Annotated in this window: 25 protein-coding genes; 13 read left to right on the top strand and 12 right to left on the bottom strand. The window is 33.3% G+C overall.

Annotated elements, in window-relative coordinates:
• Nucleotides 1–26: 26 nt before the first annotated feature.
• On the bottom strand, nucleotides 27–1,775 hold the full coding sequence (gene aspS / locus RM697_RS04195; RefSeq protein ID WP_311426607.1) for an aspartate--tRNA ligase: 1,749 nt from the start codon (nucleotides 1,773–1,775) through the stop codon (nucleotides 27–29).
• Between the two features lie 274 nt (nucleotides 1,776–2,049).
• Between aspS and RM697_RS04190 the strand changes: the two genes are divergently transcribed.
• Nucleotides 2,050–2,190: a FeoB-associated Cys-rich membrane protein gene (locus RM697_RS04190; protein WP_311426606.1), complete on the top strand. Its 141-nt coding sequence runs from the start codon at nucleotides 2,050–2,052 to the stop codon at nucleotides 2,188–2,190.
• On the opposite strand, the gene RM697_RS04185 is transcribed toward RM697_RS04190, so the two are convergent.
• The gene (locus RM697_RS04185; RefSeq protein ID WP_311426605.1) at nucleotides 2,187–2,603 is read right to left on the bottom strand and encodes a hypothetical protein; all 417 of its coding nucleotides are present in this window, start codon (nucleotides 2,601–2,603) and stop codon (nucleotides 2,187–2,189) included. The two genes, RM697_RS04190 and RM697_RS04185, sit on opposite strands and share 4 nt — an antisense overlap.
• A 122-nt stretch (nucleotides 2,604–2,725) precedes the next feature.
• Between RM697_RS04185 and RM697_RS04180 the strand changes: the two genes are divergently transcribed.
• From RM697_RS04180 to RM697_RS04155, 6 genes are read left to right on the top strand one after another with little or no spacing between them, the layout of a single operon-like run.
• Entirely contained in the window at nucleotides 2,726–3,382 is a 657-nt protein-coding gene (locus RM697_RS04180) for a metal-dependent transcriptional regulator (RefSeq protein ID WP_311426604.1), read from the top strand.
• A complete protein-coding gene (locus RM697_RS04175; RefSeq protein ID WP_311426603.1) occupies nucleotides 3,366–4,172 on the top strand; it encodes a transporter in 807 nt (268 codons plus the stop codon). The genes RM697_RS04180 and RM697_RS04175 overlap by 17 nt, the downstream gene beginning before the upstream one ends.
• On the top strand, nucleotides 4,169–5,083 hold the full coding sequence (locus RM697_RS04170; RefSeq protein ID WP_311426602.1) for a metal ABC transporter solute-binding protein, Zn/Mn family: 915 nt from the start codon (nucleotides 4,169–4,171) through the stop codon (nucleotides 5,081–5,083). Before RM697_RS04175 ends, RM697_RS04170 begins: the two co-directional genes overlap by 4 nt.
• Nucleotides 5,083–5,820, top strand: a complete 738-nt coding sequence (locus tag RM697_RS04165) for a metal ABC transporter ATP-binding protein (protein WP_311426601.1) — start codon at nucleotides 5,083–5,085, stop codon at nucleotides 5,818–5,820. Before RM697_RS04170 ends, RM697_RS04165 begins: the two co-directional genes overlap by 1 nt.
• Nucleotides 5,820–6,944, top strand: a complete 1,125-nt coding sequence (locus RM697_RS04160) for a metal ABC transporter permease (protein WP_311426600.1) — start codon at nucleotides 5,820–5,822, stop codon at nucleotides 6,942–6,944. The genes RM697_RS04165 and RM697_RS04160 overlap by 1 nt, the downstream gene beginning before the upstream one ends.
• Nucleotides 6,937–8,097 (top strand): metal ABC transporter permease, encoded by a 1,161-nt coding sequence (locus RM697_RS04155; RefSeq protein WP_311426599.1) that lies wholly within the window; start codon nucleotides 6,937–6,939, stop codon nucleotides 8,095–8,097. Before RM697_RS04160 ends, RM697_RS04155 begins: the two co-directional genes overlap by 8 nt.
• 1 nt (nucleotide 8,098) lies before the next feature.
• Here RM697_RS04155 and RM697_RS04150 read toward each other — a convergent pair whose 3' ends face one another.
• Together RM697_RS04150 and RM697_RS04145 are read right to left on the bottom strand one after the other, a co-directional pair.
• Nucleotides 8,099–8,422: a TraR/DksA family transcriptional regulator gene (locus RM697_RS04150; protein ID WP_311426598.1), complete on the bottom strand. Its 324-nt coding sequence runs from the start codon at nucleotides 8,420–8,422 to the stop codon at nucleotides 8,099–8,101.
• 2 nt (nucleotides 8,423–8,424) lie between these two features.
• Nucleotides 8,425–9,228 (bottom strand): TerB family tellurite resistance protein, encoded by an 804-nt coding sequence (locus RM697_RS04145; protein WP_311426597.1) that lies wholly within the window; start codon nucleotides 9,226–9,228, stop codon nucleotides 8,425–8,427.
• A gap of 115 nt (nucleotides 9,229–9,343) precedes the next feature.
• On the opposite strand from RM697_RS04145, the gene RM697_RS04140 reads away from it, so the two are divergent.
• The 5 genes from RM697_RS04140 to RM697_RS04120 all read left to right on the top strand — a co-directional run bounded on the left by RM697_RS04140 (nucleotide 9,344) and on the right by RM697_RS04120 (nucleotide 13,261).
• Nucleotides 9,344–9,754 carry a BrxA/BrxB family bacilliredoxin gene (locus tag RM697_RS04140; protein ID WP_311426596.1) on the top strand — a complete coding sequence of 137 codons (411 nt, stop codon included), beginning with the start codon at nucleotides 9,344–9,346 and terminating at the stop codon, nucleotides 9,752–9,754.
• A 92-nt stretch (nucleotides 9,755–9,846) separates the two neighbouring features.
• Nucleotides 9,847–10,245 carry a hypothetical protein gene (locus RM697_RS04135; RefSeq protein WP_311426595.1) on the top strand — a complete coding sequence of 133 codons (399 nt, stop codon included), beginning with the start codon at nucleotides 9,847–9,849 and terminating at the stop codon, nucleotides 10,243–10,245.
• A 108-nt stretch (nucleotides 10,246–10,353) separates the two neighbouring features.
• Nucleotides 10,354–11,808, top strand: coding sequence for a vWA domain-containing protein (locus RM697_RS04130; protein WP_311426594.1), 1,455 nt, complete (start codon nucleotides 10,354–10,356; stop codon nucleotides 11,806–11,808).
• A 72-nt stretch (nucleotides 11,809–11,880) separates the two neighbouring features.
• A complete protein-coding gene (locus RM697_RS04125; RefSeq protein WP_311426593.1) occupies nucleotides 11,881–12,618 on the top strand; it encodes a lysophospholipid acyltransferase family protein in 738 nt (245 codons plus the stop codon).
• Nucleotides 12,608–13,261 (top strand): HD domain-containing protein, encoded by a 654-nt coding sequence (locus RM697_RS04120; RefSeq protein ID WP_311426592.1) that lies wholly within the window; start codon nucleotides 12,608–12,610, stop codon nucleotides 13,259–13,261. Before RM697_RS04125 ends, RM697_RS04120 begins: the two co-directional genes overlap by 11 nt.
• A 1-nt stretch (nucleotide 13,262) precedes the next feature.
• Here RM697_RS04120 and RM697_RS04115 read toward each other — a convergent pair whose 3' ends face one another.
• Complete coding sequence (locus RM697_RS04115; RefSeq protein ID WP_311426591.1) at nucleotides 13,263–14,141, bottom strand: AraC family transcriptional regulator; 879 nt, start codon at nucleotides 14,139–14,141, stop codon at nucleotides 13,263–13,265.
• A 197-nt stretch (nucleotides 14,142–14,338) separates the two neighbouring features.
• Between RM697_RS04115 and RM697_RS04110 the strand changes: the two genes are divergently transcribed.
• The gene (locus RM697_RS04110) at nucleotides 14,339–14,905 is read left to right on the top strand and encodes a hypothetical protein (protein WP_311426590.1); all 567 of its coding nucleotides are present in this window, start codon (nucleotides 14,339–14,341) and stop codon (nucleotides 14,903–14,905) included.
• 63 nt (nucleotides 14,906–14,968) lie between these two features.
• On the opposite strand, the gene RM697_RS04105 is transcribed toward RM697_RS04110, so the two are convergent.
• The 7 genes from RM697_RS04105 to RM697_RS04075 form a co-directional block, all read right to left on the bottom strand.
• Complete coding sequence (locus tag RM697_RS04105; protein ID WP_311426589.1) at nucleotides 14,969–16,042, bottom strand: PA0069 family radical SAM protein; 1,074 nt, start codon at nucleotides 16,040–16,042, stop codon at nucleotides 14,969–14,971.
• A gap of 119 nt (nucleotides 16,043–16,161) precedes the next feature.
• Nucleotides 16,162–16,944, bottom strand: coding sequence for an enoyl-CoA hydratase/isomerase family protein (locus RM697_RS04100; RefSeq protein ID WP_311427027.1), 783 nt, complete (start codon nucleotides 16,942–16,944; stop codon nucleotides 16,162–16,164).
• Nucleotides 16,945–16,952: 8 nt separating this feature from the next.
• Complete coding sequence (locus tag RM697_RS04095; RefSeq protein ID WP_311426588.1) at nucleotides 16,953–18,407, bottom strand: sensor histidine kinase; 1,455 nt, start codon at nucleotides 18,405–18,407, stop codon at nucleotides 16,953–16,955.
• A 46-nt stretch (nucleotides 18,408–18,453) separates the two neighbouring features.
• Nucleotides 18,454–19,002, bottom strand: coding sequence for a CopD family protein (locus RM697_RS04090; protein ID WP_311426587.1), 549 nt, complete (start codon nucleotides 19,000–19,002; stop codon nucleotides 18,454–18,456).
• A gap of 33 nt (nucleotides 19,003–19,035) precedes the next feature.
• Nucleotides 19,036–22,125, bottom strand: a complete 3,090-nt coding sequence (locus RM697_RS04085; RefSeq protein WP_311426586.1) for a WD40/YVTN/BNR-like repeat-containing protein — start codon at nucleotides 22,123–22,125, stop codon at nucleotides 19,036–19,038.
• Between the two features lie 131 nt (nucleotides 22,126–22,256).
• Nucleotides 22,257–23,291, bottom strand: coding sequence for a ferrochelatase (gene hemH / locus RM697_RS04080; RefSeq protein WP_311426585.1), 1,035 nt, complete (start codon nucleotides 23,289–23,291; stop codon nucleotides 22,257–22,259).
• A gap of 5 nt (nucleotides 23,292–23,296) precedes the next feature.
• On the bottom strand, nucleotides 23,297–24,196 hold the full coding sequence (locus RM697_RS04075) for a helix-turn-helix transcriptional regulator (protein ID WP_432277880.1): 900 nt from the start codon (nucleotides 24,194–24,196) through the stop codon (nucleotides 23,297–23,299).
• Nucleotides 24,197–24,343: the final 147 nt, after the last annotated feature.

The raw sequence follows: 24,343 nt of genomic DNA, 5'->3' as shown, positions 1-24,343 counted from the left end.
CTAAATGCAGGATTTCTATTTTTTGGTTATAAATCTAATTTAAGATTCAGTTCCTCTAGTTGTTCTTTGTCTAGAGGAGCAGGAGCATCGATCATGACATCTCTTCCAGAATTATTTTTAGGAAAGGCAATAAAATCTCTTATCGTTTCTTGTCCTCCTAGAATTGCAACTAATCTGTCTAATCCAAAAGCAATACCACCATGAGGTGGTGCGCCATATTCAAAAGCATCCATTAAAAATCCAAACTGAGCTTTAGCGTCTTCATCAGAAAACCCTAAATGTTTAAGCATTATCGCTTGTGTTGCTTTATCATGAATTCTAATAGAACCTCCTCCGATTTCGTTTCCATTTAAAACCAAATCGTAAGCATTAGCTTTAACTTCTCCTGGTTTAGAATCTAATAATTCTAATTGACCAGGTTTTGGAGACGTAAATGGATGATGCATAGCATGGTAATGACCAGTCTCTTCATCTAATTCTAATAATGGAAAATCAATAACCCAAAGTGGTGCAAATTCGTCTGGCTTTCGTAAGCCTAGACGTTCTGCTAATTCCATACGTAACGCACTTAATTGCGCTCTTACTTTATTAGTTTCTCCAGAAAGCACGCAGATTAAATCGCCTGCTTTTGCTCCTGTCACTTCAGCCCATTTTGCTAAATCGTCTTGGTCGTAGAACTTATCTACAGAAGATTTGAATGAGCCATCGTCATTACAGCGACAATAGACCATACCAAGAGCACCAACTTGAGGACGCCTTACCCAATCTATTAATTTATCTATTTCTTTTCTGGTATATGAATTTCCGCCAGGAACAGCTATTCCCACAACTAATTCAGCAGAATTAAATACATTAAAATCTTTATGTTGTGCTACTGCATTCAGTTCACCAAATTGCATCCCAAAACGAATATCTGGTTTGTCATTTCCGTATAAACGCATGGCATCATCGTAAAGCATTCTAGGGAATTTATCGACGTCAACACCATTTATTTCTTTGAGAAGATGACGTGTTAAGCCTTCAAAAGTATTTAAAATGTCTTCTTGTTCAACAAAGGCCATTTCACAATCTATCTGAGTAAACTCAGGCTGTCTGTCTGCTCTTAAATCTTCATCTCTAAAACATTTTACAATCTGGAAGTACTTATCCATACCACCAACCATAAGCAATTGCTTAAAGGTTTGTGGCGATTGTGGCAACGCATAAAACTGTCCTTCATTCATTCTTGAAGGCACTACAAAATCTCGAGCACCTTCAGGTGTGGATTTTATTAGATAAGGTGTTTCAACCTCTATAAAATCTTGATTAGACAAGTAATTTCTAACTTCTTGCGTAACTTTATGCCTAAAGATTAAACTTTCTTTTACAGGATTTCTACGAATATCTAAATAGCGATATTTCATACGTAAATCTTCACCACCATCAGTTTCATCTTCAATAGTAAATGGTGGTAATAACGCCTGGTTAAGTATGGTAAGTTTAGAAACTAATATTTCAATATCACCAGTTGGTATATTTGGATTTTTAGAAGCACGTTCTTGCACTTTACCTGTGACTTGAATAACAAACTCTCTTCCGAGTTTTTGAGCCTCTTTCATAAGCGAAACATCAGACTGATCTTCATCAAAATATAGCTGCGTTATGCCGTAACGATCTCTTAAGTCTACATAAATCATAAACCCTTTATCTCTAACGCCTTGCACCCAACCTGTCAAGGTAACTTCTTGATTCGTGTTTGCGGCTCTTAATTCACCACAAGTATGACTTCTATACATGCTCTTTATACTACTATTAAGGCTGCAAATTTAACCCAAATTCTGCATTAGAACTTCGTAATGAGGATTAAAAGTGCAAGAAAATATGATTTTTTCTAAGTTTCAGCATAGCAGAGCTCTGGTTAAACTTAAAAAAGTAGCTCAGCGTTATATTTTGAAGCACTTTTAGAATGTAATAGATTTTCTGATGAAGACTTTGGGTTTGCTGAAGTTGAAAGGATTTTAAGAGGTAAAACGACTATGAATTTGTAACTTTGTCGTAATATTTTTAAGTATGAATCAAATAATTCAAAACATATTAGTTGTTGTGACTGTATTAACTGCTGTAGGGTATTTGGTTCAAAAATTTATTTGGAAACCCAAAAAAGCAAAAACCACTAAAGCTTGTGGCAAGAATGACTGTGGTTGTTCTTAGTTTATAATCTCCTGATTAAAACGGATCAAATAATTAGCATTAATCTGATTTCGATCAGCTTTTGGATAAGGCAATAACTCAAAAGCACCTAACAAAATACCTTCTGAACTTAGAAATTTTGATAATTCTTCAGAAACACCATGAGGATAAAATGTAAGGTCTAATGTCTTTTTTAAAACATTATCTATGTAAATAGTTACAGTGGCTATAGCCTCTCCTGCTCTTATACACATCACTTCTTTAGGGCAACGAGAATCTGGTGAAAGTTTTGAAAACTCCAAGGTTATATTCTCAATGATTATGCTATCCTCGAAGGCTAAGGTATGTGTCAGAATTTCAATATTAGTGTTGGTGTTTTGTCCAATGAGTTGTAATGAACTCAATACTAAAAATAGAAACGTAATTTTTTTCATGTCGAAGAAATTATAGTATAAAGACTGATAAAAAAAATCAGTGTGACAAATATGAGACAATTATTTTTAACTATATTTGAAAACTTTTTTAAGCTCACTTAAAAATTATTTAAAATATAAGAATGTCAGTTGCAGTAGAAAACTTTGTAAAGGCCATATATAAGAATAAGCACCAGGATAATTTAGACACAAAACCTGGCACTATTGCTAAGAAATTAAGAATTTCTAACGCAGCAGCAACAGATATGTCCAAAAAATTAGCTGAACGTGGTTTGCTGCAATATGAAAAGTACCAAGAATTGAAACTCACAGGAAAAGGGACTGCAATGGCTCTTAATGTGGTTAGAAAGCATCGTCTTTGGGAGTCGTTTCTTTTTAAATTGTTTGATATGAGCTTACACGATATTCATCGCGAAGCTGAACTATTAGAACATGAAACATCAGATTTTTTAGCGGATAAAATTTCCGAGTATCTGGGCAATCCAAAATTTGATCCTCATGGTGATCCTATTCCCAATGCAGATGGTGAGATTACGACTAAAAATACTTCTATTGCACTTTCTGAAGCTGAAGAAGGAAAACAGTATATCATTTCTAGATTAATGAGTGATGATAAGGAGTTTTTTGACTTTTGTGCAATGAATGGATTAAAATACGGAAATTCTTTAGCAGTAGTTAAGCAGTTTAAGAACACTAAAATGACGCAACTATTAATTAATACAAACACCATTTTATTAAACCAAGACTTTTCAACTATAATTTATGTTACAGAAAAATAAGATATGTTTTTTAGGCTTAGCTTTTGGACTCTGTTTTTTTGCAAATTCTCAAGAAACTCAAAGTGATTTAGGACCTTTAGTTACTGACCGTCCAGATGCTACTGAAGCCTCTTCAACAGTAGGTAAAGGTATATTGCAGATAGAAACAGGAGGATTATACGAATCTTTTGAAGATAATGGTATTAAATCCGAACACTATACCTTTAATACCATGCTAGTGCGCTATGGGATTTTAGACAATTTAGAGTTGCGTCTAGGTTGTGATTTTGTTGAAGGTACAACTAAGGTTAATGGTAATAAGCTTGATAATGTTACTAGTGGACTATCACCTTTATTATTTGGTGTTAAAATTGATATAGCTGAAGAAAAAAATGGAATACCTGAGATTGCGCTAATTGGTCATGTTTTTCCTGTATTTAGTGCCTCTAAAGACTATAGACCAGAGACTACCGCTGTCGATTTTAGATTTTCTCTATCACATACTTTGAACGAACGTTCTAGTTTAGGTTACAATATTGGAGCAGAATGGGGAAATGACTCACCAGAAATGGCAGCCATATACACCTTAGCTTATGGTTATAGCATTACAGATAAGATTGGATTCTATGCAGAGCTTTATGGAGATTTACCAGAAGATAGTTCAGCTAATCATTATTGGGATGCTGGTTTTACATACTTAGCTAACAATGACTTACAGTTTGATGCGTACTTCGGAAGTGGAATTACCGGAGGCCAAGACCTACTATTGGGATTAGGGTTGAGTTACAGAATTTTAAAATTACAAGAATGAAAAAATTAGTTTTTATATATAGTGTAGCCTTGGTGTTTTTTGGATGTAAATCTGAAAAAGAGCCAAACGATGGTAAACTGAATGTGGTAACCACAACCACTATGATTACAGATTTGGTGAAAAATATAGGAGGCGATCTAATTAATGTAGAAGGGTTGATGGGAAGTGGAGTAGATCCTCATTTGTACAAGGCAAGTGAAGGTGATGTTTCTAAGTTGGTCAACGCAGACATCATATTTTATAATGGCTTACATCTTGAAGGTAAGCTAATAGAAGTATTCGAAAAAATGGGCAATAAAGCTAAAACACCAGTTGCCTTAGCAGATGAATTAAACAAAGACTACTTAATTGGGTCTGATTATTTTGCCTCTAATTACGATCCTCATGTCTGGTTTAATATTCATTTCTTTGCCAATTTTGCCAAGAAAGTAACAGACGTACTGGTTGAAAAAAACCCTGAAAATGAAGAGCAATATAAAAGGAATATGCATGCCTATTTAAGTAAACTTACAATGTTACAAAAGAAACTGGCAGGAATTATGAAAAATCTCGCTAAGGAAAAGCGAATTCTGGTAACAGCACATGACGCTTTTAATTACTTTGGTGATTTTTGGAATTTTGAAGTAGTTGGATTACAAGGGTTATCTACAGCAACAGAAGCAGGAGTTCAAGATGTACAGAAGTTAGCATCATTTATAATAGAAAAAAATGTGAAGGCTATTTTTGTAGAGAGCTCGGTACCAAAACGAACTATCGAAGCACTCCAAGCAGCAGTAGAGTCTAAAGATCATGACGTTGCTATAGGTGGAACATTATATTCAGATGCTTTAGGTGATGCAGGGACGGTTGAAGGCACATACTTAGGCATGTATGAGTATAATGTAAATACGATTGTAAATGCACTAAAATAATGAGTGATAAGATTGCTGTAAAAGTAGACGATTTAACTGTTGCGTATAATTATAAGCCAGTGCTTTGGGATATTGATTTAGAAATCCCAGAAGGTGTTCTCATGGCCATTGTTGGTCCCAATGGAGCAGGGAAGTCTACGTTAATTAAAGCAATTTTAGGGATTTTAAAACCCATTGCTGGTAGTGTGAGTATTTATGATAAACCTTACGAAGATCAAAGAAAACAAGTGGCTTATGTACCACAAAAAGGAAGTGTGGATTGGGACTTTCCCACAACTGCATTAGATGTAGTTAAAATGGGTACTTATGGAAGCCTTGGATGGATTAAAAGGCCTCGACAAAAAGAAAAAAAGGCAGCCTTAGAAGCTTTAGAGAAGGTAGGAATGTTGCCTTTTAAGAACAGACAAATAAGTCAACTGTCTGGTGGTCAGCAACAACGGATTTTTTTAGCTAGAGCTTTAGTTCAAAATGCATCTATATATTTTATGGACGAACCGTTTCAAGGTGTTGATGCTACCACTGAAATAGCTATAATCAATATTTTAAAAGAACTTAGGAAAGCAGGGAAAACTGTTATTGTTGTGCATCACGATTTACAGACTGTCCCTGAGTATTTTGATTGGGTAACGTTTTTAAATGTAAAGAAGATTGCCACAGGCCCTGTAAAGGATATTTTTAATGATGATAATTTAACTAAAACTTACGGAATTAACTATAAGGTAAGTATACAAGAGTAGTGGATATACAAGAGTATTTTTCTTTAGTCTTTACTGACTATACACTTCGTACAATTACACTCGGAACAGCAATTCTTGGTGCTGTTTGTGGAATGTTAGGCAGTTTTGCAGTCCTCAGAAAGCAAAGCCTTTTAGGTGATGCTATTTCTCATGCAGCTTTACCAGGAATAGCTATAGCATTCTTAATTACTGGAGCTAAGGATAGTAATGTATTACTATTAGGAGCACTAGTGAGTGGACTTATCGGAACATTTTGGATTAGAGGAATAATAACCAAAACACATTTAAAATCGGATACGGCATTAGGATTAATTCTGTCCTTATTTTTTGGCTTTGGAATGTTGCTACTTACATTTATTCAAAAACAGCCTAATGCAAATCAAGCTGGTTTAGATAAATATTTGTTTGGACAAGCTGCTACGTTATTAGAGAGTGATGTTTGGATGATGGCCATTGTAACCGGAATCTGCCTTATAATATTGCTTTTGTTCTGGAAAGAATTTAAAATTTTATTGTTTGATGCTGATTATACTAAAACCTTAGGATTTAATACAAAGACTATTGATATTCTTATCACCAGTTTTATAGTTTTAGCAATCGTTTTAGGATTACAAACTGTAGGCGTAGTGTTGATGAGTGCAATGCTTTTGGCTCCAGCAGCAGCAGCAAGGCAATGGACTAATAGCCTTGCAACTATGGTGTTTTTAGCAGCGTTGTTTGGAGCGTTTTCAGGAGTATTTGGTACAGCGATTAGTGCAAGCCAGAACAACTTATCTACTGGACCAGTCATTGTTATTGTAGCTGCAGTTTTTGTGATATTCTCATTTGTGTTTTCACCTAGTCGTGGCTTATTATTCAAACAAATCAGATTTATAAAAAATAGACGTGATTTAGAATTGCATAAAACACTAGCATTTATGCATGATATTGCTAAAACACATGAAAATATTTCGCATCCTCATGCTATTAGACTTCTAAACAATTTTCAAGGCTTTACTAAAAGTACCTTACAGAAACTGGTTCAAAAAGATTACATCACTTTAGATGGAAATATGTGGAGTTTAACCAAGGAAGGGTTTGTTACTGCAGCGAATTTATACAATCAACAAGCAAATAATGAGTAGTGCACAAATCGAAATACAAGTTATTGCAGCTTTGGTAGCTATTGCATGTGCTATTCCCGGAACGTTTTTAGTACTCCGTAAAATGGCCATGATTAGTGACGCCATTAGTCATTCTATTTTGCCTGGAATTGTATTAGGGTTTTTTATTACACATGATTTAAATTCACCTTTACTCATATTTCTCGCAGCGATTACTGGTATTATAACCGTTATTCTGGTAGAGTATATTCAAAAAACAGGATTGGTAAAAGAAGACACTGCTATTGGATTAGTATTTCCTGCTTTGTTTAGTATTGGTGTAATAATGATTGCAAAGAATGCAAACGATGTACATTTAGATGTAGATGCTGTTTTATTAGGAGAATTAGCCTTTGCGCCTTTTGATCGTTTGCTTATTTCTGGTATAGATTTAGGGCCAAAATCCATGTGGATTATTGGAAGCATTTTATTAGTTACAAAAGGCTTATTATTTGCGTTTTTCAAGGAATTAAAAGTTAGTACATTTGATGCTGGGTTAGCTGCTTCATTAGGTTTTTCACCTATGATAATGCATTATGGATTAATGTCTGTAGCCTCAGTAACTACAGTAGGTGCCTTTGATGCCGTTGGTGCCATTTTGGTTGTTGCCTTGATGATAGCTCCTGCTGCTGCTGCATATTTAATCACCAAGGATCTCAAGAAAATGCTCATTTTGGCATGTTTATTTGGTGTCTTTAGTGCTGTATTAGGATATTGGGTTGCGCATTGGATAGATGCCTCGATTTCTGGTTCTATAACGACTGTTTTAGGGCTATTGTTTTTAACTGTGTATTTATTTGCGCCAAGCAAAGGAATTATTGCTGTGATGTATCGTGAAAAACAACAACGAACAGAAGTATCCTTACTAACTTTTTTATTGCATTTAAGAAATCATGATGAAGAACGTGAACGCCATGTAAATCATTTAAATGAACATATTAATTGGCAAAAAGTACGCTCTAAAACAGTATTAGATTTAGCTCAGAAAAACAATATGATTACTATCAAAAACAGTATAGTATCATTAACCTCGAAAGGACAAGAATTCACCGATTTAGCGATTGACTATATTATTACTAACGACGATTCTGCTATTGAGTATATGAAAGACGATTTCTTTTTGTTTAGAGGTTAAGTCAGCTAGCACAATTCACACACAATAAACTTTCAGGTCTAATCAAGATTCTTCCAACAGGTATAGCTTGTTTACATTTTAAACAGATCCCAAAATCATTGCTTCCAAAACGTTCTAAAACGCGATTTAGATTAGCTAGTTTAGTTTTTGCTTGTCGAAGTGAAGCTTCATTAACACTTTTGTTATTTATAGCATCTATTCTACTTACGCGACCAATAGCATCATTAGGGGAAATCGGTTTTGTCAATTCTTCGTAGTCTGTTATTTGCTTTTCAGTCGATGCAATTTCTTCAAGTATTTTGGCTTTAATGTCCTTAAGGTTCATGTTTAAAAACCTCTTTCTTTCTGGATAGTTTCGTAGGCTTTTTGTACTTCCCTAAATTTTTCTTCAGCACCTTCCTGATGTTCTTTTCCTAAATGCGCTACCTTATCTGGATGGTATTTTTTGGCCATTTTTCGGTAAGCACGTTTAACGTCATCATCAGTTGCAGTTTTAGGAATTTCAAGAATTTTATAAGCATTTTCTTTACTATTGTAGAACATGGCTTTAATACTTTCAAAATCCTTATTACTAATACCTAAATAGCCAGAAATGGTGTAGATTTGTTTAATTTCAGACTCAGCAACATGATCGTCTGATTTGGCGATACCAAACAAGAAATGCATTAATTGTAAACGCGATGAATGATCCATCATCTCCTTTATTTGCAAGCATACTTGACGCGTAGAAATATTCTGCTTTGTGATATTTTTAAATAATCGAAACGCATTATTTGCACGTTCTTTACCATACATTTTGGTAAACTGATTACGAACAAAATCCAATTCGCGTTGATCTTGTTTACCATCTGCTTTAATAACAATAGAGGCAAGTATTAGTAAACTAACTTCAAAATCTCCAGACTGTGTCTGTGCACGCTGTTGTTGGGCTCTAGATCTGTAGGTTTGTCGTTGTTGAGGTCTTCTAGTTCTTCGTCTAGATCTTTGCTGTTGTCCTTGCCCTAAAAGCGGACTATTTTTCCCAGAAGTCATAGCATCTACAACACTTCCTATTGCTAATCCTACTATCGCACCTATTGGTCCTCCAAAAGACCAACCGATTGATGCTCCTATCCATTTAGATATACTCATAAGTAATTATTGATTTTATGAATGCATAAATATACTATTAGTAAGTAGATTGCAACAAAGATTTGTTACACAATTGTATCTTTGTACCATTAAATTTAAATAAACAAATAAAGATATGTATCCAGCAGAATTAGTAAAACCAATGCGAGAAGATTTAACAAATATTGGTTTTGAAGAATTACACACTTCAGAAGCTGTAGATAATGCTATAGCAAAAGAAGGAACGACCTTAGTTGTTGTTAACTCTGTTTGTGGTTGTGCAGCAGCTAATGCAAGACCAGGAGCTCGTTTGAGTTTACAAAACTCTAAGCGACCAGATCACTTAGTTACTGTATTTGCAGGTGTAGATAAAGAAGCTACAGATAAGGCAAGAGGTTATATGATACCTTTTCCGCCAAGCTCACCAAGTATGGCACTATTTAAAGATGGCGAGTTAGTACATATGTTAGAGCGTCACCACATAGAAGGTCGTCCTGCAGAGATGATTGCAGAAAATCTTATGGATGCCTACAACGATCACTGTTAAAATTACTTTTTATATCTAAAATGAACCACGATTAACATCGTGGTTTTTTATTTTGACTAAACTTTAATACCTTAGTTTTTTATACTTCTGTTATGAAACACATAGTTCCCAAATTCATTGTTTTATCCACCTTAATGTTGGTGTTTATTATGGCTTGTAAAAGTGATGATATTATATTAACCTGTGATGATTATATTATTTCACTTGAAGCTCTAGAAACAGATATAAATCACCTAGCAAGCACAAGTGTTTGTGATGAAGATTTTGAATGTAGATTTTTACCCTTTGGTGTAAAAGCATGTGGTGGTCCAAAATCTTATGTGGTTTATTCTACTTCGATAGATACATTACTTATTGCAAATATGATTGATGTTTATAATGATATTGAAGAAGAGTTTAATGAGATTTGTGATGCCACTTCAGACTGTTCAGTACCAGCTGCACCTATCGGTTTTGATTGTATTGATGGTGAATGTATTCCAGAGTTTTAATAAACGAAATGATTAATCAGCAACTAAATCCACGATTATACTCGTGGTTTTTTTGTTTTGTACGCAACCTTTAGAAGGTTTTGGCATCTACAAAATAAAAAAAGTGTTATGAAATCAATCAAATCTTTTATCGTTCTAATCATTGTATTCAATTTTTCATGTACACCTAATGATAAGTCTTTCGCTACTGATTTTCCAGTGGATAACTCTTTAGGAGATCAGTACACAGCTTTAGGAGAAAACCCTTTTATTAATACCAATGAAAATCCAGTTTCAACCTTCTCTGTAGATGCAGATGGAGCATCTTATGCCAATGTTAGGCGTTTTATTAATCAGGATCAAATCCTACCTCCAAATGGTGCCGTAAGGATAGAAGAGCTCATAAATTATTTTAATCTAGATTATGACTATTCTGATACTACACATCCAATGTCACTTAATGGCGAAATAAGTACTTGTCCATGGAATATAGAGCATAAATTATTACGACTAGGTATTAAAGGAAAACCGATATCTGAATCTGAATTACCAGCCTCTAACTTTGTGTTTTTGATAGATGTTTCAGGATCTATGGGAAGTGAGGACAAGTTAGAGCTCCTTAAAAATGGATTCAATTATCTTGTAGACGAATTAAATGATAATGATAGAGTAGCCATTGTTACTTATGCTGGTAATGCAGGATTGGTATTACCATCTACTCCTGGATCAGAGAAACAAACCATTAAAGGTGCTATAAACTCCTTAGGTTCGGGAGGTAGTACAGCAGGCGCAGCTGGAATAACCACAGCATATGAAATTGCTCAACAATATTATATTGATGGTGGAAATAACAGAATTGTGTTAGGTACAGATGGCGATTTTAATGTTGGTATTTCTAGCCAAGAAGAGTTAGTTACTCTTATTGAACAAAAACGAGATTTGGGTATTTTCTTAACGGTTCTAGGTGTAGGTAGAGGAAATCTTAACGATGCTGCTTTAGAGCAAATTGCCAACAATGGTAACGGAACTTACGAATATTTAGATTCTGTAGAACAGCTTAGGAAGGTGTTTATTTATGACTACCAAAAATTCTTTACTGTAGCTAAGGATGTGAAAATTCAAGTTAATTTTAATGAAGACAAAATAGAATCGTATCGATTAATAGGTTATGAAAATAGAATATTAAGTGAGGAAGACTTTGAAAATGATGAGGAAGATGCCGGAGAAATAGGTGCTAACCAAAATATTACAGCTTTATATGAAATTATACCTGTTAGCAATACTGAAGCTCTAGATGAAAAGGCACTCACATTAGATTTTAGATATAAGCTGCCAGAGAGTAATTCTAGTATTCCATTAACCTTAGATATTTTTGACCAAGGAAATTCGTTTAGTTCTGCAACAGACTTTATGCAATTTACAGCTAGTGTGGCATCGTTTGGGATGTTAATTTCTGACTCAGAACACAAAGGCAACACAAGTTATTCTGATATTTTAAGTTGGTTAAATTCTACAAGTTTAAATGATGAGCATGGTTTTAAATCTGAATTTAGAAATTTAGTCCAAACCACTTCAGGATTGTAAACATTAAACTTTACAAAGGGTGTTGAGTTATGTTATGGTTTTAAGTATTTTTGATGCTGCAAAAACTATACAATGCAAAAACTTATTGCTTATCCTTTAACGGTTCTTTATTTCGTTTGCTTTGGACTAACGTTAATTGTATTTCATCCTATACAATGGTTTTGTAAAAATGTTTTAGGCTACAAAGCCCATAAAATTAGCGTAGATTGGTTACAGTTTTTTATTATGCGAAGTCATAATGTTTTAGGTACGCGCTTTACTTTAAATAATGTTTATGATATAGAAGTAAATAGGCCTTTAATTATAGTTTCTAACCACCAAAGTATGTACGATATTCCGCCTCTGATTTGGTATTTTCGTAAGCATCATCCTAAATTTATTAGTAAAAAGGAGCTAGGTAAAGGCATACCAAGTGTGTCTTATAATTTGAGACATGGAGGATCAGTATTAATTGACCGAAAAAAACCATTAGCGTCTATAAATGCTATTAAAGAATTTGGAGAACGAATTCGTAAAAATAATTGGGCTGCAGTTATTTTTCCTGAAGGCACTCGTAGTAGAGACGGAAACCCAAAACCATTCAAAAGTAAAGGTTTATTATCCTTGTTTGAAACAATACCTAACGCAATTGTTGTCCCAGTTACTGTGAATAATTCATGGAAAACATTACGTTACGGCAAGTTTCCGATGGGAATAGGCTCTCATTTAAAATTTAAAGTGCATCAACCAAAAGATTTAGCATTGGAGTCTCCAGAGCAATTGATAACATATTTAGAAACTACAATAACTTCAGCAATAAATGAGTCCTGATATAATTGAAAACACTAAGATGTTTGTGAAAAAAACTCTCGCTAATGCCGAAGGAGGTCACGATTGGTTTCATATACTTAGAGTCTATAATAATGCAATGCTTATTTCTAAAAATGAAAAAGCTGATAATTTGGTTGTTGCTTTAGCTGCTTTACTTCATGATATTGCAGATTCTAAATTCCATGATGGTGATGAAACCGTTGGTCCTAGAATAGCCAGAGAATTTTTAGTTGATCAAAATGTAGATTCCATTGTTGTCGAACACGTAATTAACATCATTCAGAATATTTCCTTTAGTAAATCTTTAGATAAGGAAACGCCATGGAGTTCTCAAGAACTAAAAGTTGTGCAAGATGCAGATCGTTTAGATGCACTTGGAGCAATAGGTGTTGCAAGGACTTTTAATTATGGAGGGTTTAAAAACCGTAAAATTCATGATCCTGATATTAAACCTAATCTAACTATGACAAAAGAAGAATATAAAACTTCTAATGCACCAACCATTAATCATTTTTATGAAAAACTTCTATTGTTAAAAGATAAAATGAACACTCAATCAGGAAAGAGAATAGCTGAGAATCGTCATCATTTTATGGAACAATATTTAGAACAATTTTTTGCAGAGTGGAATGGTGAATTTTGATTTACTGAATAAACAATTTCACTTCTTGTCTATATTTTGAGGCACTTTTCCCAGTTATTTGGTTAAACACTTTATTAAAGTGAGAAAAATTATTAAAACCACATTCAAAGCAAACATCTGAAATACTCATTGTACTCTCAGAAAGTAATTTAGTAGCATGTACTACTCTATATTCATTCACAAATTTGGTAAATGTCTTACCAGTAACTTTTTTGAAATAACGACAAAATGCAGGAACTGTCATGCTTACTTTATCAGCAATTTCATTTAGACTAATGTGTTCTTTAAAGTTTTCATTTACATGTTTAAAAATGATATCAATTTTAGCACTGTCTTGAGGTTCAGTTTCAAAAGCAAAACGATCTGCATTTAAAATAGTATAATCTTCGGCCTTTGCTAGTGCATGCAATATTTCTAGTAATACTAATACTTTTTTGAAGCCCTCTTTTTCTGATATTTTTTCAATTTTTCTTCCAAGTTTTTTCTTTGTTTTTACACCAAAGTGAATTCCCTGTCTTGAACGATAAAGCAACTTGTTTATGGCTTGCATTTCAGGTATACTAAAAAAAATATCTCCTAAGAATTCTGGCTTGAATTGAATTAAGGTTTGTGAACCATTAACTGTTAAACGATCTGTAAATCCATTATGTGGTAGATTGGGCCCAATCAATAATAATTGACTATTATTAAAATATGACAAATGATTTCCTATATGAACCTTTCCTCTACCTTTATTTACATAAATCAATTCTATTTCAGGATGAAAATGCCAAAAAGGTTTAATTTCTCCCTGATACGCATAGTTTTCATGTTTTCTTACTAAAATAGAACTTCCAAATTCAGGACTAATCTTTTCTAAAGTAGGTTTTCGCTTTTTCATATCTATTTTATTCAAAATTATAACAAAGGTATTTCAATATGATATATAGAATTACCTTAAATATGTTCTAAATTAACCTTAATTTAATATTTAACCCAATTCAAAGTAAAAATAGAACATAAATTGGTCAATAAAGCTGTTTTAATTATTAGCCATACTATCTATGTTTGTACTGTTAAATCTATTAATACTTAACGATGATGAAAACATTAATGACATTAACTATGGTAGTATTGCTGTTAGGAACAGACATAGGCTACGCAAAAAATCAGTCAACTATTACAGTTGATAAAAGTGTAAAGACAGAAAAGAAAAACAACCAAACGTGCATCAAAAATTTAGATGGTGAAGTGCTTTTTTCAACAGAACAGATTATTTCTGAAGATGAGATTAAACATATCTTTAATTTACAAAGCTTAGAAGATGGATTATATACTTTTGAAATGGTAAAGGATTTTGAGATAAAAGTAAAACCTTTTGCAATTGCTAACAATGAAGTTGTATTTATTGAGCGAGCTGAAAGAGTTTTTTTTAAGCCAGTAATAAGGCAAGACGCTCAAAAACTTATGGTGTCTCTATTAGATTTTACTACTAAATCTGTTGAATTAATAATCTATTTTGAAGACGAAGTAATTTACAGCGAAACGCTTAAAGATAGAGTTGAATATAATAGAGTACTTCAATTAGACAAAACAAAAAAAGGAAATTATAAAACTATTGTAAAAGCAAACGGAAGAGTTTATAAAGAATACTTTACACTATAATGTGAAGTTGTATTTAGTTATTTTTATTTTAGGAAAAAGTGAGCCATTTGGCTCACTTTTTGTTTAAAATAGTCTCATCTGTCCATCTTTATACTGTTCATGTAAAGTTGTATTTAACTTAGGCATAGACTTTTCTTTAAAGTATTTTAATCTGGCTAAACTCATCATAGCATTAATCTGTTTTGCAATTTGCCCTTCGCCACGCATACGTTTTCCATAACGACTATCGTTTAAATTACCTCCATGACAACTCTCAATTTGATGTAAGACTTTTGCTGCTCTATCTGGTAAGGTTTTTTTAATCCAATCTGTAAAAATTTCACCAATAGCACCATTTAATCTTACAATGGTGTGTGCAATTGATAATGCACCAGCTTCTGAAACGGTTTTAGCTAAATTTAAAATTTCATGACTATTTATAGAGGGAATAATAGGTGCTAGCATCACGTTAACAGGAATTCCATGTGCACTTAATCTCTCTACAACGTTTAATCGTTTTTTTGATGTAGCTGTTCTAGGTTCTAAAATTCGTCGTGTTTCTTCAGATAGAGAAGTGATTGATACATTAACACTGATGAGTTGTTCTTTTGCTAATTCTGAAAGGATATCTAAATCTCTTAAGATTAATGCGTTTTTAGTAATAATACTTACAGGATGTTTGTACTTAAGAAATACTTTAAGACATTGTCTAGTAATTTGGAATTGTTTTTCGGCAGGTTGATAACAATCCGTATTACCAGATAAAACAATGGGATAAGCTTCCCAACTTTTCTTTTTAAGTAGCGTTTCTAAAAGTTTAGGTGCATCTTTTTTAACTAAGATACGTCGTTCAAAATCTAGGCCAGCACTATAGCCCCAAAACTCATGACTATTCCTTGCATAACAGTAAATACAACCATGTTCACAGCCTTGGTATGGATTCATAGAATACAACATCCCAACATCTGGACTCTTAACTTTATTGACTATTGTTTTTGGAAATACAGGTAAGTAAAGCGTTTTATTTTTATCAGCGACTTCACCTTCACGTTTGCAAAACTCTAAGAAATCATCTCTAACTTCATGGCTTAATTCAAAAAAGCGGTTGTGGACATTTTGTTGGGCACCACGCCCTTTAATAACAGATTTAGAGCACATACAAAGAAAAAATTAAAGCGTGATTACTAAAAAGTAGGACTTTAAAATTACTTAATAATTTGCCTTAATACTGTTAATAAGTGGTTTCGTTATTCACAAAATTTGTAGGAAGAATAGTATTATTTCCCTGGAAACTCAGCTTTGCGTTTTTCTAGAAAAGCTGAGGTGCCTTCTTCAAAATCATCAGTTCCAAAACAATTACCAAATTCTTTTATTTCAACTTTAAAACCATCGACACCATCTTTATAGTTGGCGTTAATTGCATGTATTGCAGCACCAATAGCTACAGATGAGTTTCGCATTATTTTCCATGCTATTTTTTCACAAACAGGTAATAATTCTTCTTGTTTTGTGACATGATTCACCAATCCATAATTTAAGGCTGTATTGGCATCAATCATTCCTGCTGTCATAATGAGCTCCATAGCTCTGCCTTTGCCAACCAGTTGAGGTAGACGTTGTGTTCCTCCATAACCAGGAATAACACCTAAAGACACTTCTGGTAAACCCATTTTTGCATTATCACTAGCAATTCTAAAATGTGCAGACATTGCTAATTCTAGACCGCCACCAAGTGCAAAACCATTAACTGCGGCAATTACAGGAGTAGATAAATGTTCAACATAATCGAATAATAAAGTCTGACCATTTTCTGCTAAATGCTCACCTTCCTCTACAGAAAAATCAGCAAACTCACTGATATCTGCTCCAGCGACAAATGCTTTTTCACCGCTTCCAGTAATGATGATGACTTTAATATCAGAATTATCATTAGCTTCTTTAAAAGCCTGGTGTAATTCTGTTATAGTTTCTTGGTTTAAGGCATTTAATTTTTTTGGTCTGTTAATGGTAATTATACAGATTCCCTCTTTAGAATTAGTGAGTATATTGTTGTATGACATCATAGTATTTATTCTTTTGGAAAAGTAACGGTAAAGGTTGTGCCTTGTCCATATTCTGATGTAAAGTTAATACTTCCGTTGTAAGTTTCTACAATATTTTTAACCATGGCTAAACCTAATCCCATTCCACTAGTTTTGGTTGTAAATTTTGGTTCAAAAATCTTAGGTTTATATTCTTCTGTAATACCTATACCATTATCAGTAACTATAATATTTACATTACCTTTTTTTGAAATAACTTGAACTCTAATTTTTGGATCTTCTTTACCAATAGGAATGGCTTGTATCCCATTTTTTATAAGATTTGTAATAACTCTAATGAGTTGTGTACGATCAAATTTTGCTATAATTTTTTCTTCTTGACTATCAAATGAAATATAATGTTCATTAAATATATCTAAAGCCAGTTTTGTGGTTTCAACGACATCTAGCATTTCATTTTGCTGTGCAGGCATTTTCGCAAAATTTGAAAATGCAGAAGCAATAGAGCTCATCGTATCGATTTGTTGAATAAGAGTCTTAGTGTATTCATCTACCTTATTATGAATATTGGAATCTGTTGGGTCAAATTTTCGTTGGAAACTTTGTACACTCAATCGCATTGGTGTAAGCGGATTTTTAATTTCATGAGCAACTTGCTTTGCCATTTCTCTCCAAGCTTGTTCTCTTTCACTTCTGGCTAATTTAACGGCACTTTCTTCGAGTTCATCAATCATGCTATTGTATGAGTCTACAAGGTTAGAAATCTCTTCACTTGTTTGTCCTACTTTAATTTTTTCATTTCGTTTTTCTAAACGCGTGGCCTTAATTCTATCACCAATTGTTTTTATGGACTTAGTTATGTATTTAGATAATAAATAAGCCAATGCTATGGCGATAAGAAGCATTAAAATATATGTATAAGCTAAACGCTCTAAGAATTCTTCTAGTTCTTTTGCTAAGAACTCATCATTTTCTAAATAAGGTAAATTAATGATGGCTAAGTTTTTAGATCTATTATCTAAAAGATAGCTATAAGATGATCTAAAGGTAGCTCCTTTTTCTTCACGCTTATTTACAAAACGGTGTTCTGCAGTGTTGGATAATGTGTTTAATATTTCGGCATCAAGACATTTTTCTGCAAATTCATTTCTAATATTTGCTTCTGAGGAAATTAATAAATTTCCTTCAAGATCATAAATATTGATTCTTAGGTGATGAATGTTACTAATCTCAAATATTTTTTCCTTAAATATAAGTGGTACTTTTTCAGTGGTTCTTGGATACGTAGTTTCACTAAGTATATAGCCTAAGTGTGTTTTAATACTTTGTTCTTTACGCTCTAAACGTTGTTTATGATAATCTTGTGTTTCTTCGCTATATTGATAAATAGCAACTGCTGCAATGAGCACAGAAGCCAATACAATAAGCAAAATCATTGCTAAGAAAATACGTACACGAAGAGAGAGCTTTCTAAGTTTCATTAAGCGATTAAAATTCTTTTAAATATAGCAATAATCAAACCAAAGACTATGTATTTGGGTTTTTGTCTCTAATCCTTTTATAAAGTTTAAATCCAAGCATTAATAAAAGACCTAAAACAATAATTAGAACAACTCCAAATACCCAATTAATAGCATTCTTTAGGATTACTAAAAAAACGACTGCAAATAAAATAAATGTAGCACCTTCATTCCAGATACGCATGAAGTTTGAAGAGGTTTTAACAGTGTCGTTTTGTAGTTGCTTAAAATAAATATGTGTTTTATAATGATATATAAAAAGCAGTAGTACAAATACTAATTTTACATGCATCCAACTTTGATTTAACCAAGAAGGAATTAAAATAAGCAACCATATTGCAAATATAGTCGCTAGAATTGCAGAAGGCCATGTTATAATATACCACAATCTTTTCGCCATAAGTTTAAGTTGTTTACCTAAAATTTCTTTCTCTGGAGAAGGTTTATGAAATGCCTCGATCTGATATACAAAAAGACGCGGAATATAAAATAAACCAGCAAACCATGTCACCACGAAAATGAGATGGAATGCTTTTATATAATTGTAATATTGCATTAACTCCTAATTAATAAAATAAAAGTGTATTGATCAATCTTCTACAAATAAATAATTCAACTGCTTTGTATTAAAAGCTTTATTGAACTCTGATATTTCTTTGTCTACTAGTGCGTCAAATGCTTTAAGTTGAGCATTGATTTTTGAAGTCAATTCATTCTTAACAGCAATATCTTGATCAGTTGGTGCAAAATCACCCATACTTACTAATGAATTTAGATGACCTAATTTATTGGTCAGCCTAATAGGAAAATTTAATGGGTCTTGACCACTTCTGTTTTTGGTTTGATACAATGCTTTTTCAATATCAGAGAATTTCTCTGAAAGCTCTTTTGCTTTTTCCACCAAGTCTTTAACACTGTCATTACCTTTATACTGAGATTGAAAGGCACTCAACTTTTTATTGATTTTTCGAATCTTTTTAATGGATTTATGGGCTTCATCCATTGTTTTATTAACGTCTTTTACAAATTCAAATTGCTTTTGCATATCTGCTAAAGTACTCTCTGCTCTAGGATCTGCAACAATGGTAAAGTTCTGAGATGTTTCATCTCCATTGACACTTAATGTTACTTTATAATCTCCAGGAATGGCTTTAGGACCATTTAAACTTGCCCACCAAAGGATCATTCCTGGCAAGCGTTCAGTACCATCGTAAGACATGTTCCAAACAAATTGGTTGAACCCCTTTTTTGCTTTGAGTTTGTCTTTCTTTTTGTTTTTGGTGTTGAAGGTTTTAATGGTATCACCTTTGGTATCAAAATAGGTGAGTGCAATTACATCTTTCTCACCCATTTCTGGTAAATAAAAATTAGTAATTACACCATTAGGATGATTAGTTCCTGAAGTTTTACTTCCTTTAAAACTTCCGCCTCGCATACGATAGGTATCCTTCGGCTTAAATAAGATATTACTCGAGGTATTAATGTTGTATAATTGATGAATGATTGATAAATCATCAAGTATCCATAGGCTTCTTCCTTGTGTTGCAACGATAAGATTGTTATCTTTTATTGTAGCATCTGTAATCGGTACGATTGGAAGATTCAGTTGAAAAGGTTTCCATTCTTTTCCATCATTAAAAGACACATACATTCCTGTTTCTGTTCCTGCGTACAACATTCCTCTCTTTTTAGGATCTTCTCTTAATACTCTTGTGAAATGTTCATTGTCAATTCCGTTTGTGATTTTTGTCCAACTCTTTCCGTAATCTGTTGTTTTGTATAAGTAAGGCGTAAAGTCTCCCAATTTATAGCGAGTTCCTGCAACGTAGCATGTTCCAGCATCAAAATTACTTGGTTCAATGCTGTTAATCATCATCCATTCAGGCATTCCTTTTGGTGTAACATTTTCCCAATTTTGTCCACCATCTCTTGTTAGGTGTATTAATCCATCATCACTACCAACCCAAAGTAATCCTTCTTGTAACGCTGATTCTTGCGCTGCAAAAATGGTACAGTAATATTCAACTGAGGTATTGTCTTGCGTAATTGGTCCGCCAGAAGATTTTAATTTTTCAGGATCATTTCTTGTTAAATCTGGACTGATAATATCCCATGATTGCCCTTCATTTTCTGTCACATGAACATGTTGTGAGAACGTGTATAATCTATCTGGATTATGTTTAGAAAATATAATTGGGAAATTCCACTGGAAGCGATATTTCATTCCTTCTGCACCATGACCCATTGGATTGTCTGGCCAAACATTAATAGCTCTTACTGTATTGGTTTTATGGTTTACACGTGTTAAAAATCCATCATAACTTCCACCATAAACAATATCATTATCTTCTGGATCAATGGCAATATGTGCTGATTCTCCTCCAGCTGTAGATTCCCAATCGTCCTCATCTATGGTCCTTCCATTTGTTCTGTGTGGAATGCGAATCGTTGAATTATCCTGTTGTGCTACATAAATTCGGTATGGAAATGCATTATCTGTAGTTACACGATAAAACTGTGAGGTTGGCTGATTGTGATACGTACTCCAAGTCTCTCCACCATCATAGGTTACTTGTGCTCCACCATCATCACCAATAATCATTCTGTTAGGATCTTCAGGAGCAATCCACAAATCATGATGATCTCCATGTGGTGCATTATGAGTACTAAACGTTTTTCCGCCATCTGTACTTTTATGATAGCGTACATTGAGCACATATACTTTATCGACGTCTTTTGTATCAGCATACACACGTGTATAATACCATGCTCGTTGACGAAGTTTACGTTCGCTATTTATTTGTGTCCACGTTTCTCCTCCATTATCACTTCTGTACAAGCCTCCTTTATCTTTATTTTCCACCATTGCCCAAACGCGCTGATTGTCAACTGAAGAGACCGTTACACCTATAATTCCCAAGGTATCTGTAGGAAAGCCATCATTTTTGGAAATTTCTTTCCATGTTTTTCCTTCGTCAGTACTTTTCCAAAGTGCTGAACCATCACCTCCTGAACTTAGACTAAAAGGTGTACGTTGAATACGCCAAGTTGAAGCATACAATATTCTTGGATTTGTTGGATCAATAATTAAGTCAACAACACCTGCATGGTCATTTGCAAATAATATTTTATTCCATGTTTTTCCTCCATCAGTACTCTTATACAATCCTCTGTCTGGAGTTGGCTTGTAAATATTTCCTAAAACACCAGCGTATACTGTGTTGTAGTCTGTTGGATGAATTGCGATTCTTGGTACATGCCTAGAGTTTGGTAAACCCATAGATTTCCAGGTTTTTCCAGCATCAACAGTTTTCCAAATACCATAACCAGACGATACATTTCCTCTAACTGTTTTTTCTCCACCTCCAACATAGATTACATTGGGATCACTTTTAGCAACAGCTATAGAACCAATACTTCCGCCAAAAAAGCCATCAGAAATATTTTCCCACTCTCGGCCACCATTGGTAGTTTTCCAAATACCACCACCAGTTGCTCCAAAATAAAACAAGTTAGGTTTGTTTGGAACTCCTGTTACTGCAGCACTTCGTCCTCCTCTAAAAGGACCAATTAATCTGTACTCTAAACCTTCATATAATTTCTCATCAATATTTTGAGATTGAATATCAGGAATAATAAAAAGACTAAGGATTGCAAGTAATAGAGTTGATTTTTGCATGTTGTTGTGGTTTGGTTATAGTGCATTAAAAATAAGTAAAACTCGTTAAATCTATTCAGTAGATTACAACTTTAACTTCACTCTTCTTAAAAGTAAAGAATTTCAGAAATCGCTATGAGGCTGAGATAATATTAGATCCTTGCCCATTCATTAATCCATTGTGCTAATAGTGTAACCCATTCGTCATCATCATTAAGACAAGGAATAGTTGTGAATTCTTTTCCGCCTACTTCATGAAAAATTTCCTCGCCTTCCATGGCAATTTCTTCTAAGGTTTCTAGGCAATCACTAACAAAAGCTGGAGTTACAATTGCCATGTTTTTAACACCTTCTTTTCCTAATCGCTCAATCGTTCTATCTGTATATGGTCTTAACCAAGGATCAAACCCTAAGCGAGACTGAAAACTGGAAGAGTACGTACCTTCTTTTAAATTTAAATAGTCGCCAACGAGTCTTGTGACTTCAACACATTGATGTCTGTAGCAAAATTCATGCGCTGGAGATGTAGTTGCACAGCACTTACCACAACTTTTTGGACTAGGATCGCAATGTGATTTAGTGACATCACTTTTTCTTATGTGTCGTTCAGGAACACCATGGTAAGAGAATAACAAATGTTCATAATCTTTACCTTCTAATTCTTTAGCAATACGTTTTGAAAGTACCTTAATATAGTCTAGATTATTATAGAATGCTTTTAAGTCTGAAATTTTAATATCTGGGAAATGTTGTTGTCTTATGTCTTCAGCTAATACAAGTATAGTCTCAGTTGTAGCCATGGCATATTGAGGATATAACGGAATTAAAAAGATATCATCAACACCTTTATTTACCAGTTCTTGAATTCCTTTTTTAATAGTCATACTACCATAACGCATGGCAAGAGCAACTGGGAAATCTACTTTTCCCTGAACTTTATGTTGTAAGCGTTCTGATAATACAATTAATGGAGAACCTTCTTCCCACCATATTTTTTTATAAGCTTTTGCAGAGGCTTTTGGTCGTGTATTTAAAACAATACCTTTTACTAATAGGTTTCTTGCCCAGAGAGGCACATCTATAACACGTTCATCCATTAAAAACTCACCTAAATACCGTTTTACATCTTTTGGATTTGGAGAATCTGGTGAACCAAGATTAACTAATAATATTCCTTTTTTACTCATAGATTTTAATTCAATGACATAATATATTTTTTTGGTGTTGTACCATATTTCTTTTTGAATGCTGATATAAAATGACTGGCTGTACTGTAGCCAACTTTATGACCTACTTCGTTTACATTATACTTTCCACTTTCTAGAAGTTTTCTTGCAAATTCCATTTTGTAATCAAATAAAAAACTATAAACAGAGTCTCCATAAATTTGCTTAAATCCTTCTTTTAATTTTTTTAAGCTTAAATCAATTTCATCAGCCAATTCTTGTAAACTAGGTGGTTCAATCATTCTTGAAATTATTATGTCTTTAGCTTTTTTGATTTTTGTTACATTACTTTCATCTACTAAAAATGGACACTGTTCGATATCTGCATCTTCATTTCTGTTAAAATATAAAGCCAACAATTCATAGACTTTCCCTTTAGTAAAAAGTGGACGAAGTGATGTGTTTAAGTTGTAATTATGAATTTGCTTAAGCACAATAAATTGAGAAGGCGAGATAACACCATCTTTATAATATTTCTTGTCTTTATTCTCATTACTTAAAAAGCTGATATAGTTGGCTTCTGTTGAAAATAAACTATGAAATTTATTGATTGAAATAAGTAAAGAAACTATAATAGTCTCAGAACAAACTTCTAAATGAATAGGTAGTTCTCGTTGCGGATTATAGAGCAATAGCGATTGATCTTTTAATAATGGAAGTTTGTAATTACCATTATTAAAAAGAAATTCACAAGATCCATTGATGCAGAAATGAAACTGAATAAAACTATTATCTATCTGTCGTTCTACAATTTGGTTTTTAGACGAATCATTTTCAAATGTTAAAACAATAAAGCCCTCTTCAAGAGGAATCTCAGTGAAAAACCCTTGAGCGACATTTTTTTGATGAGAAAACGGATTCAAAATATTCTTATTATTTAGAATGGTTCTAAACAAAATGCGTAAAACCCCTTTTATTTCCTGCAAAATTATGACATTTCTTATTTTTAATCTAAAAAAATGATCAAAAAACGTGAAGCGGTATTTTAAGTTCTTTTAGCGTTATTTTTTATA

Origin of the sequence: Microcosmobacter mediterraneus (assembly GCF_031846265.1) — a bacterium.
GTDB classification, from domain to species: Bacteria; Bacteroidota; Bacteroidia; order Flavobacteriales; family Flavobacteriaceae; genus Microcosmobacter; species Microcosmobacter mediterraneus.
This window is presented reverse-complemented; position numbering and strand designations above follow the sequence as displayed.

Bases quoted from the DNA above. Each gene is read 5' to 3' on its own strand.
- RM697_RS04125 (WP_311426593.1), top strand. From the start codon at position 11,881: ATGCAAAAACTTATTGCTTATCCTTTAACGGTTCTTTATTTCGTTTGC.
- RM697_RS04185 (WP_311426605.1), bottom strand. From the start codon at position 2,603: ATGAAAAAAATTACGTTTCTATTTTTAGTATTGAGTTCATTACAACTC.
- aspS (WP_311426607.1), bottom strand. From the start codon at position 1,775: ATGTATAGAAGTCATACTTGTGGTGAATTAAGAGCCGCAAACACGAAT.
- RM697_RS04140 (WP_311426596.1), top strand. From the start codon at position 9,344: ATGTATCCAGCAGAATTAGTAAAACCAATGCGAGAAGATTTAACAAAT.
- RM697_RS04110 (WP_311426590.1), top strand. From the start codon at position 14,339: ATGATGAAAACATTAATGACATTAACTATGGTAGTATTGCTGTTAGGA.
- RM697_RS04175 (WP_311426603.1), top strand. From the start codon at position 3,366: ATGTTACAGAAAAATAAGATATGTTTTTTAGGCTTAGCTTTTGGACTC.
- RM697_RS04100 (WP_311427027.1), bottom strand. From the start codon at position 16,944: ATGTCATACAACAATATACTCACTAATTCTAAAGAGGGAATCTGTATA.
- RM697_RS04095 (WP_311426588.1), bottom strand. From the start codon at position 18,407: ATGAAACTTAGAAAGCTCTCTCTTCGTGTACGTATTTTCTTAGCAATG.
- RM697_RS04145 (WP_311426597.1), bottom strand. From the start codon at position 9,228: ATGAGTATATCTAAATGGATAGGAGCATCAATCGGTTGGTCTTTTGGA.
- RM697_RS04090 (WP_311426587.1), bottom strand. From the start codon at position 19,002: ATGCAATATTACAATTATATAAAAGCATTCCATCTCATTTTCGTGGTG.
- RM697_RS04085 (WP_311426586.1), bottom strand. From the start codon at position 22,125: ATGCAAAAATCAACTCTATTACTTGCAATCCTTAGTCTTTTTATTATT.
- RM697_RS04150 (WP_311426598.1), bottom strand. From the start codon at position 8,422: ATGAACCTTAAGGACATTAAAGCCAAAATACTTGAAGAAATTGCATCG.
- RM697_RS04190 (WP_311426606.1), top strand. From the start codon at position 2,050: ATGAATCAAATAATTCAAAACATATTAGTTGTTGTGACTGTATTAACT.
- RM697_RS04170 (WP_311426602.1), top strand. From the start codon at position 4,169: ATGAAAAAATTAGTTTTTATATATAGTGTAGCCTTGGTGTTTTTTGGA.
- RM697_RS04180 (WP_311426604.1), top strand. From the start codon at position 2,726: ATGTCAGTTGCAGTAGAAAACTTTGTAAAGGCCATATATAAGAATAAG.
- RM697_RS04120 (WP_311426592.1), top strand. From the start codon at position 12,608: ATGAGTCCTGATATAATTGAAAACACTAAGATGTTTGTGAAAAAAACT.
- RM697_RS04135 (WP_311426595.1), top strand. From the start codon at position 9,847: ATGAAACACATAGTTCCCAAATTCATTGTTTTATCCACCTTAATGTTG.
- RM697_RS04115 (WP_311426591.1), bottom strand. From the start codon at position 14,141: ATGAAAAAGCGAAAACCTACTTTAGAAAAGATTAGTCCTGAATTTGGA.
- RM697_RS04165 (WP_311426601.1), top strand. From the start codon at position 5,083: ATGAGTGATAAGATTGCTGTAAAAGTAGACGATTTAACTGTTGCGTAT.
- RM697_RS04130 (WP_311426594.1), top strand. From the start codon at position 10,354: ATGAAATCAATCAAATCTTTTATCGTTCTAATCATTGTATTCAATTTT.
- hemH (WP_311426585.1), bottom strand. From the start codon at position 23,291: ATGAGTAAAAAAGGAATATTATTAGTTAATCTTGGTTCACCAGATTCT.
- RM697_RS04105 (WP_311426589.1), bottom strand. From the start codon at position 16,042: ATGTGCTCTAAATCTGTTATTAAAGGGCGTGGTGCCCAACAAAATGTC.
- RM697_RS04155 (WP_311426599.1), top strand. From the start codon at position 6,937: ATGAGTAGTGCACAAATCGAAATACAAGTTATTGCAGCTTTGGTAGCT.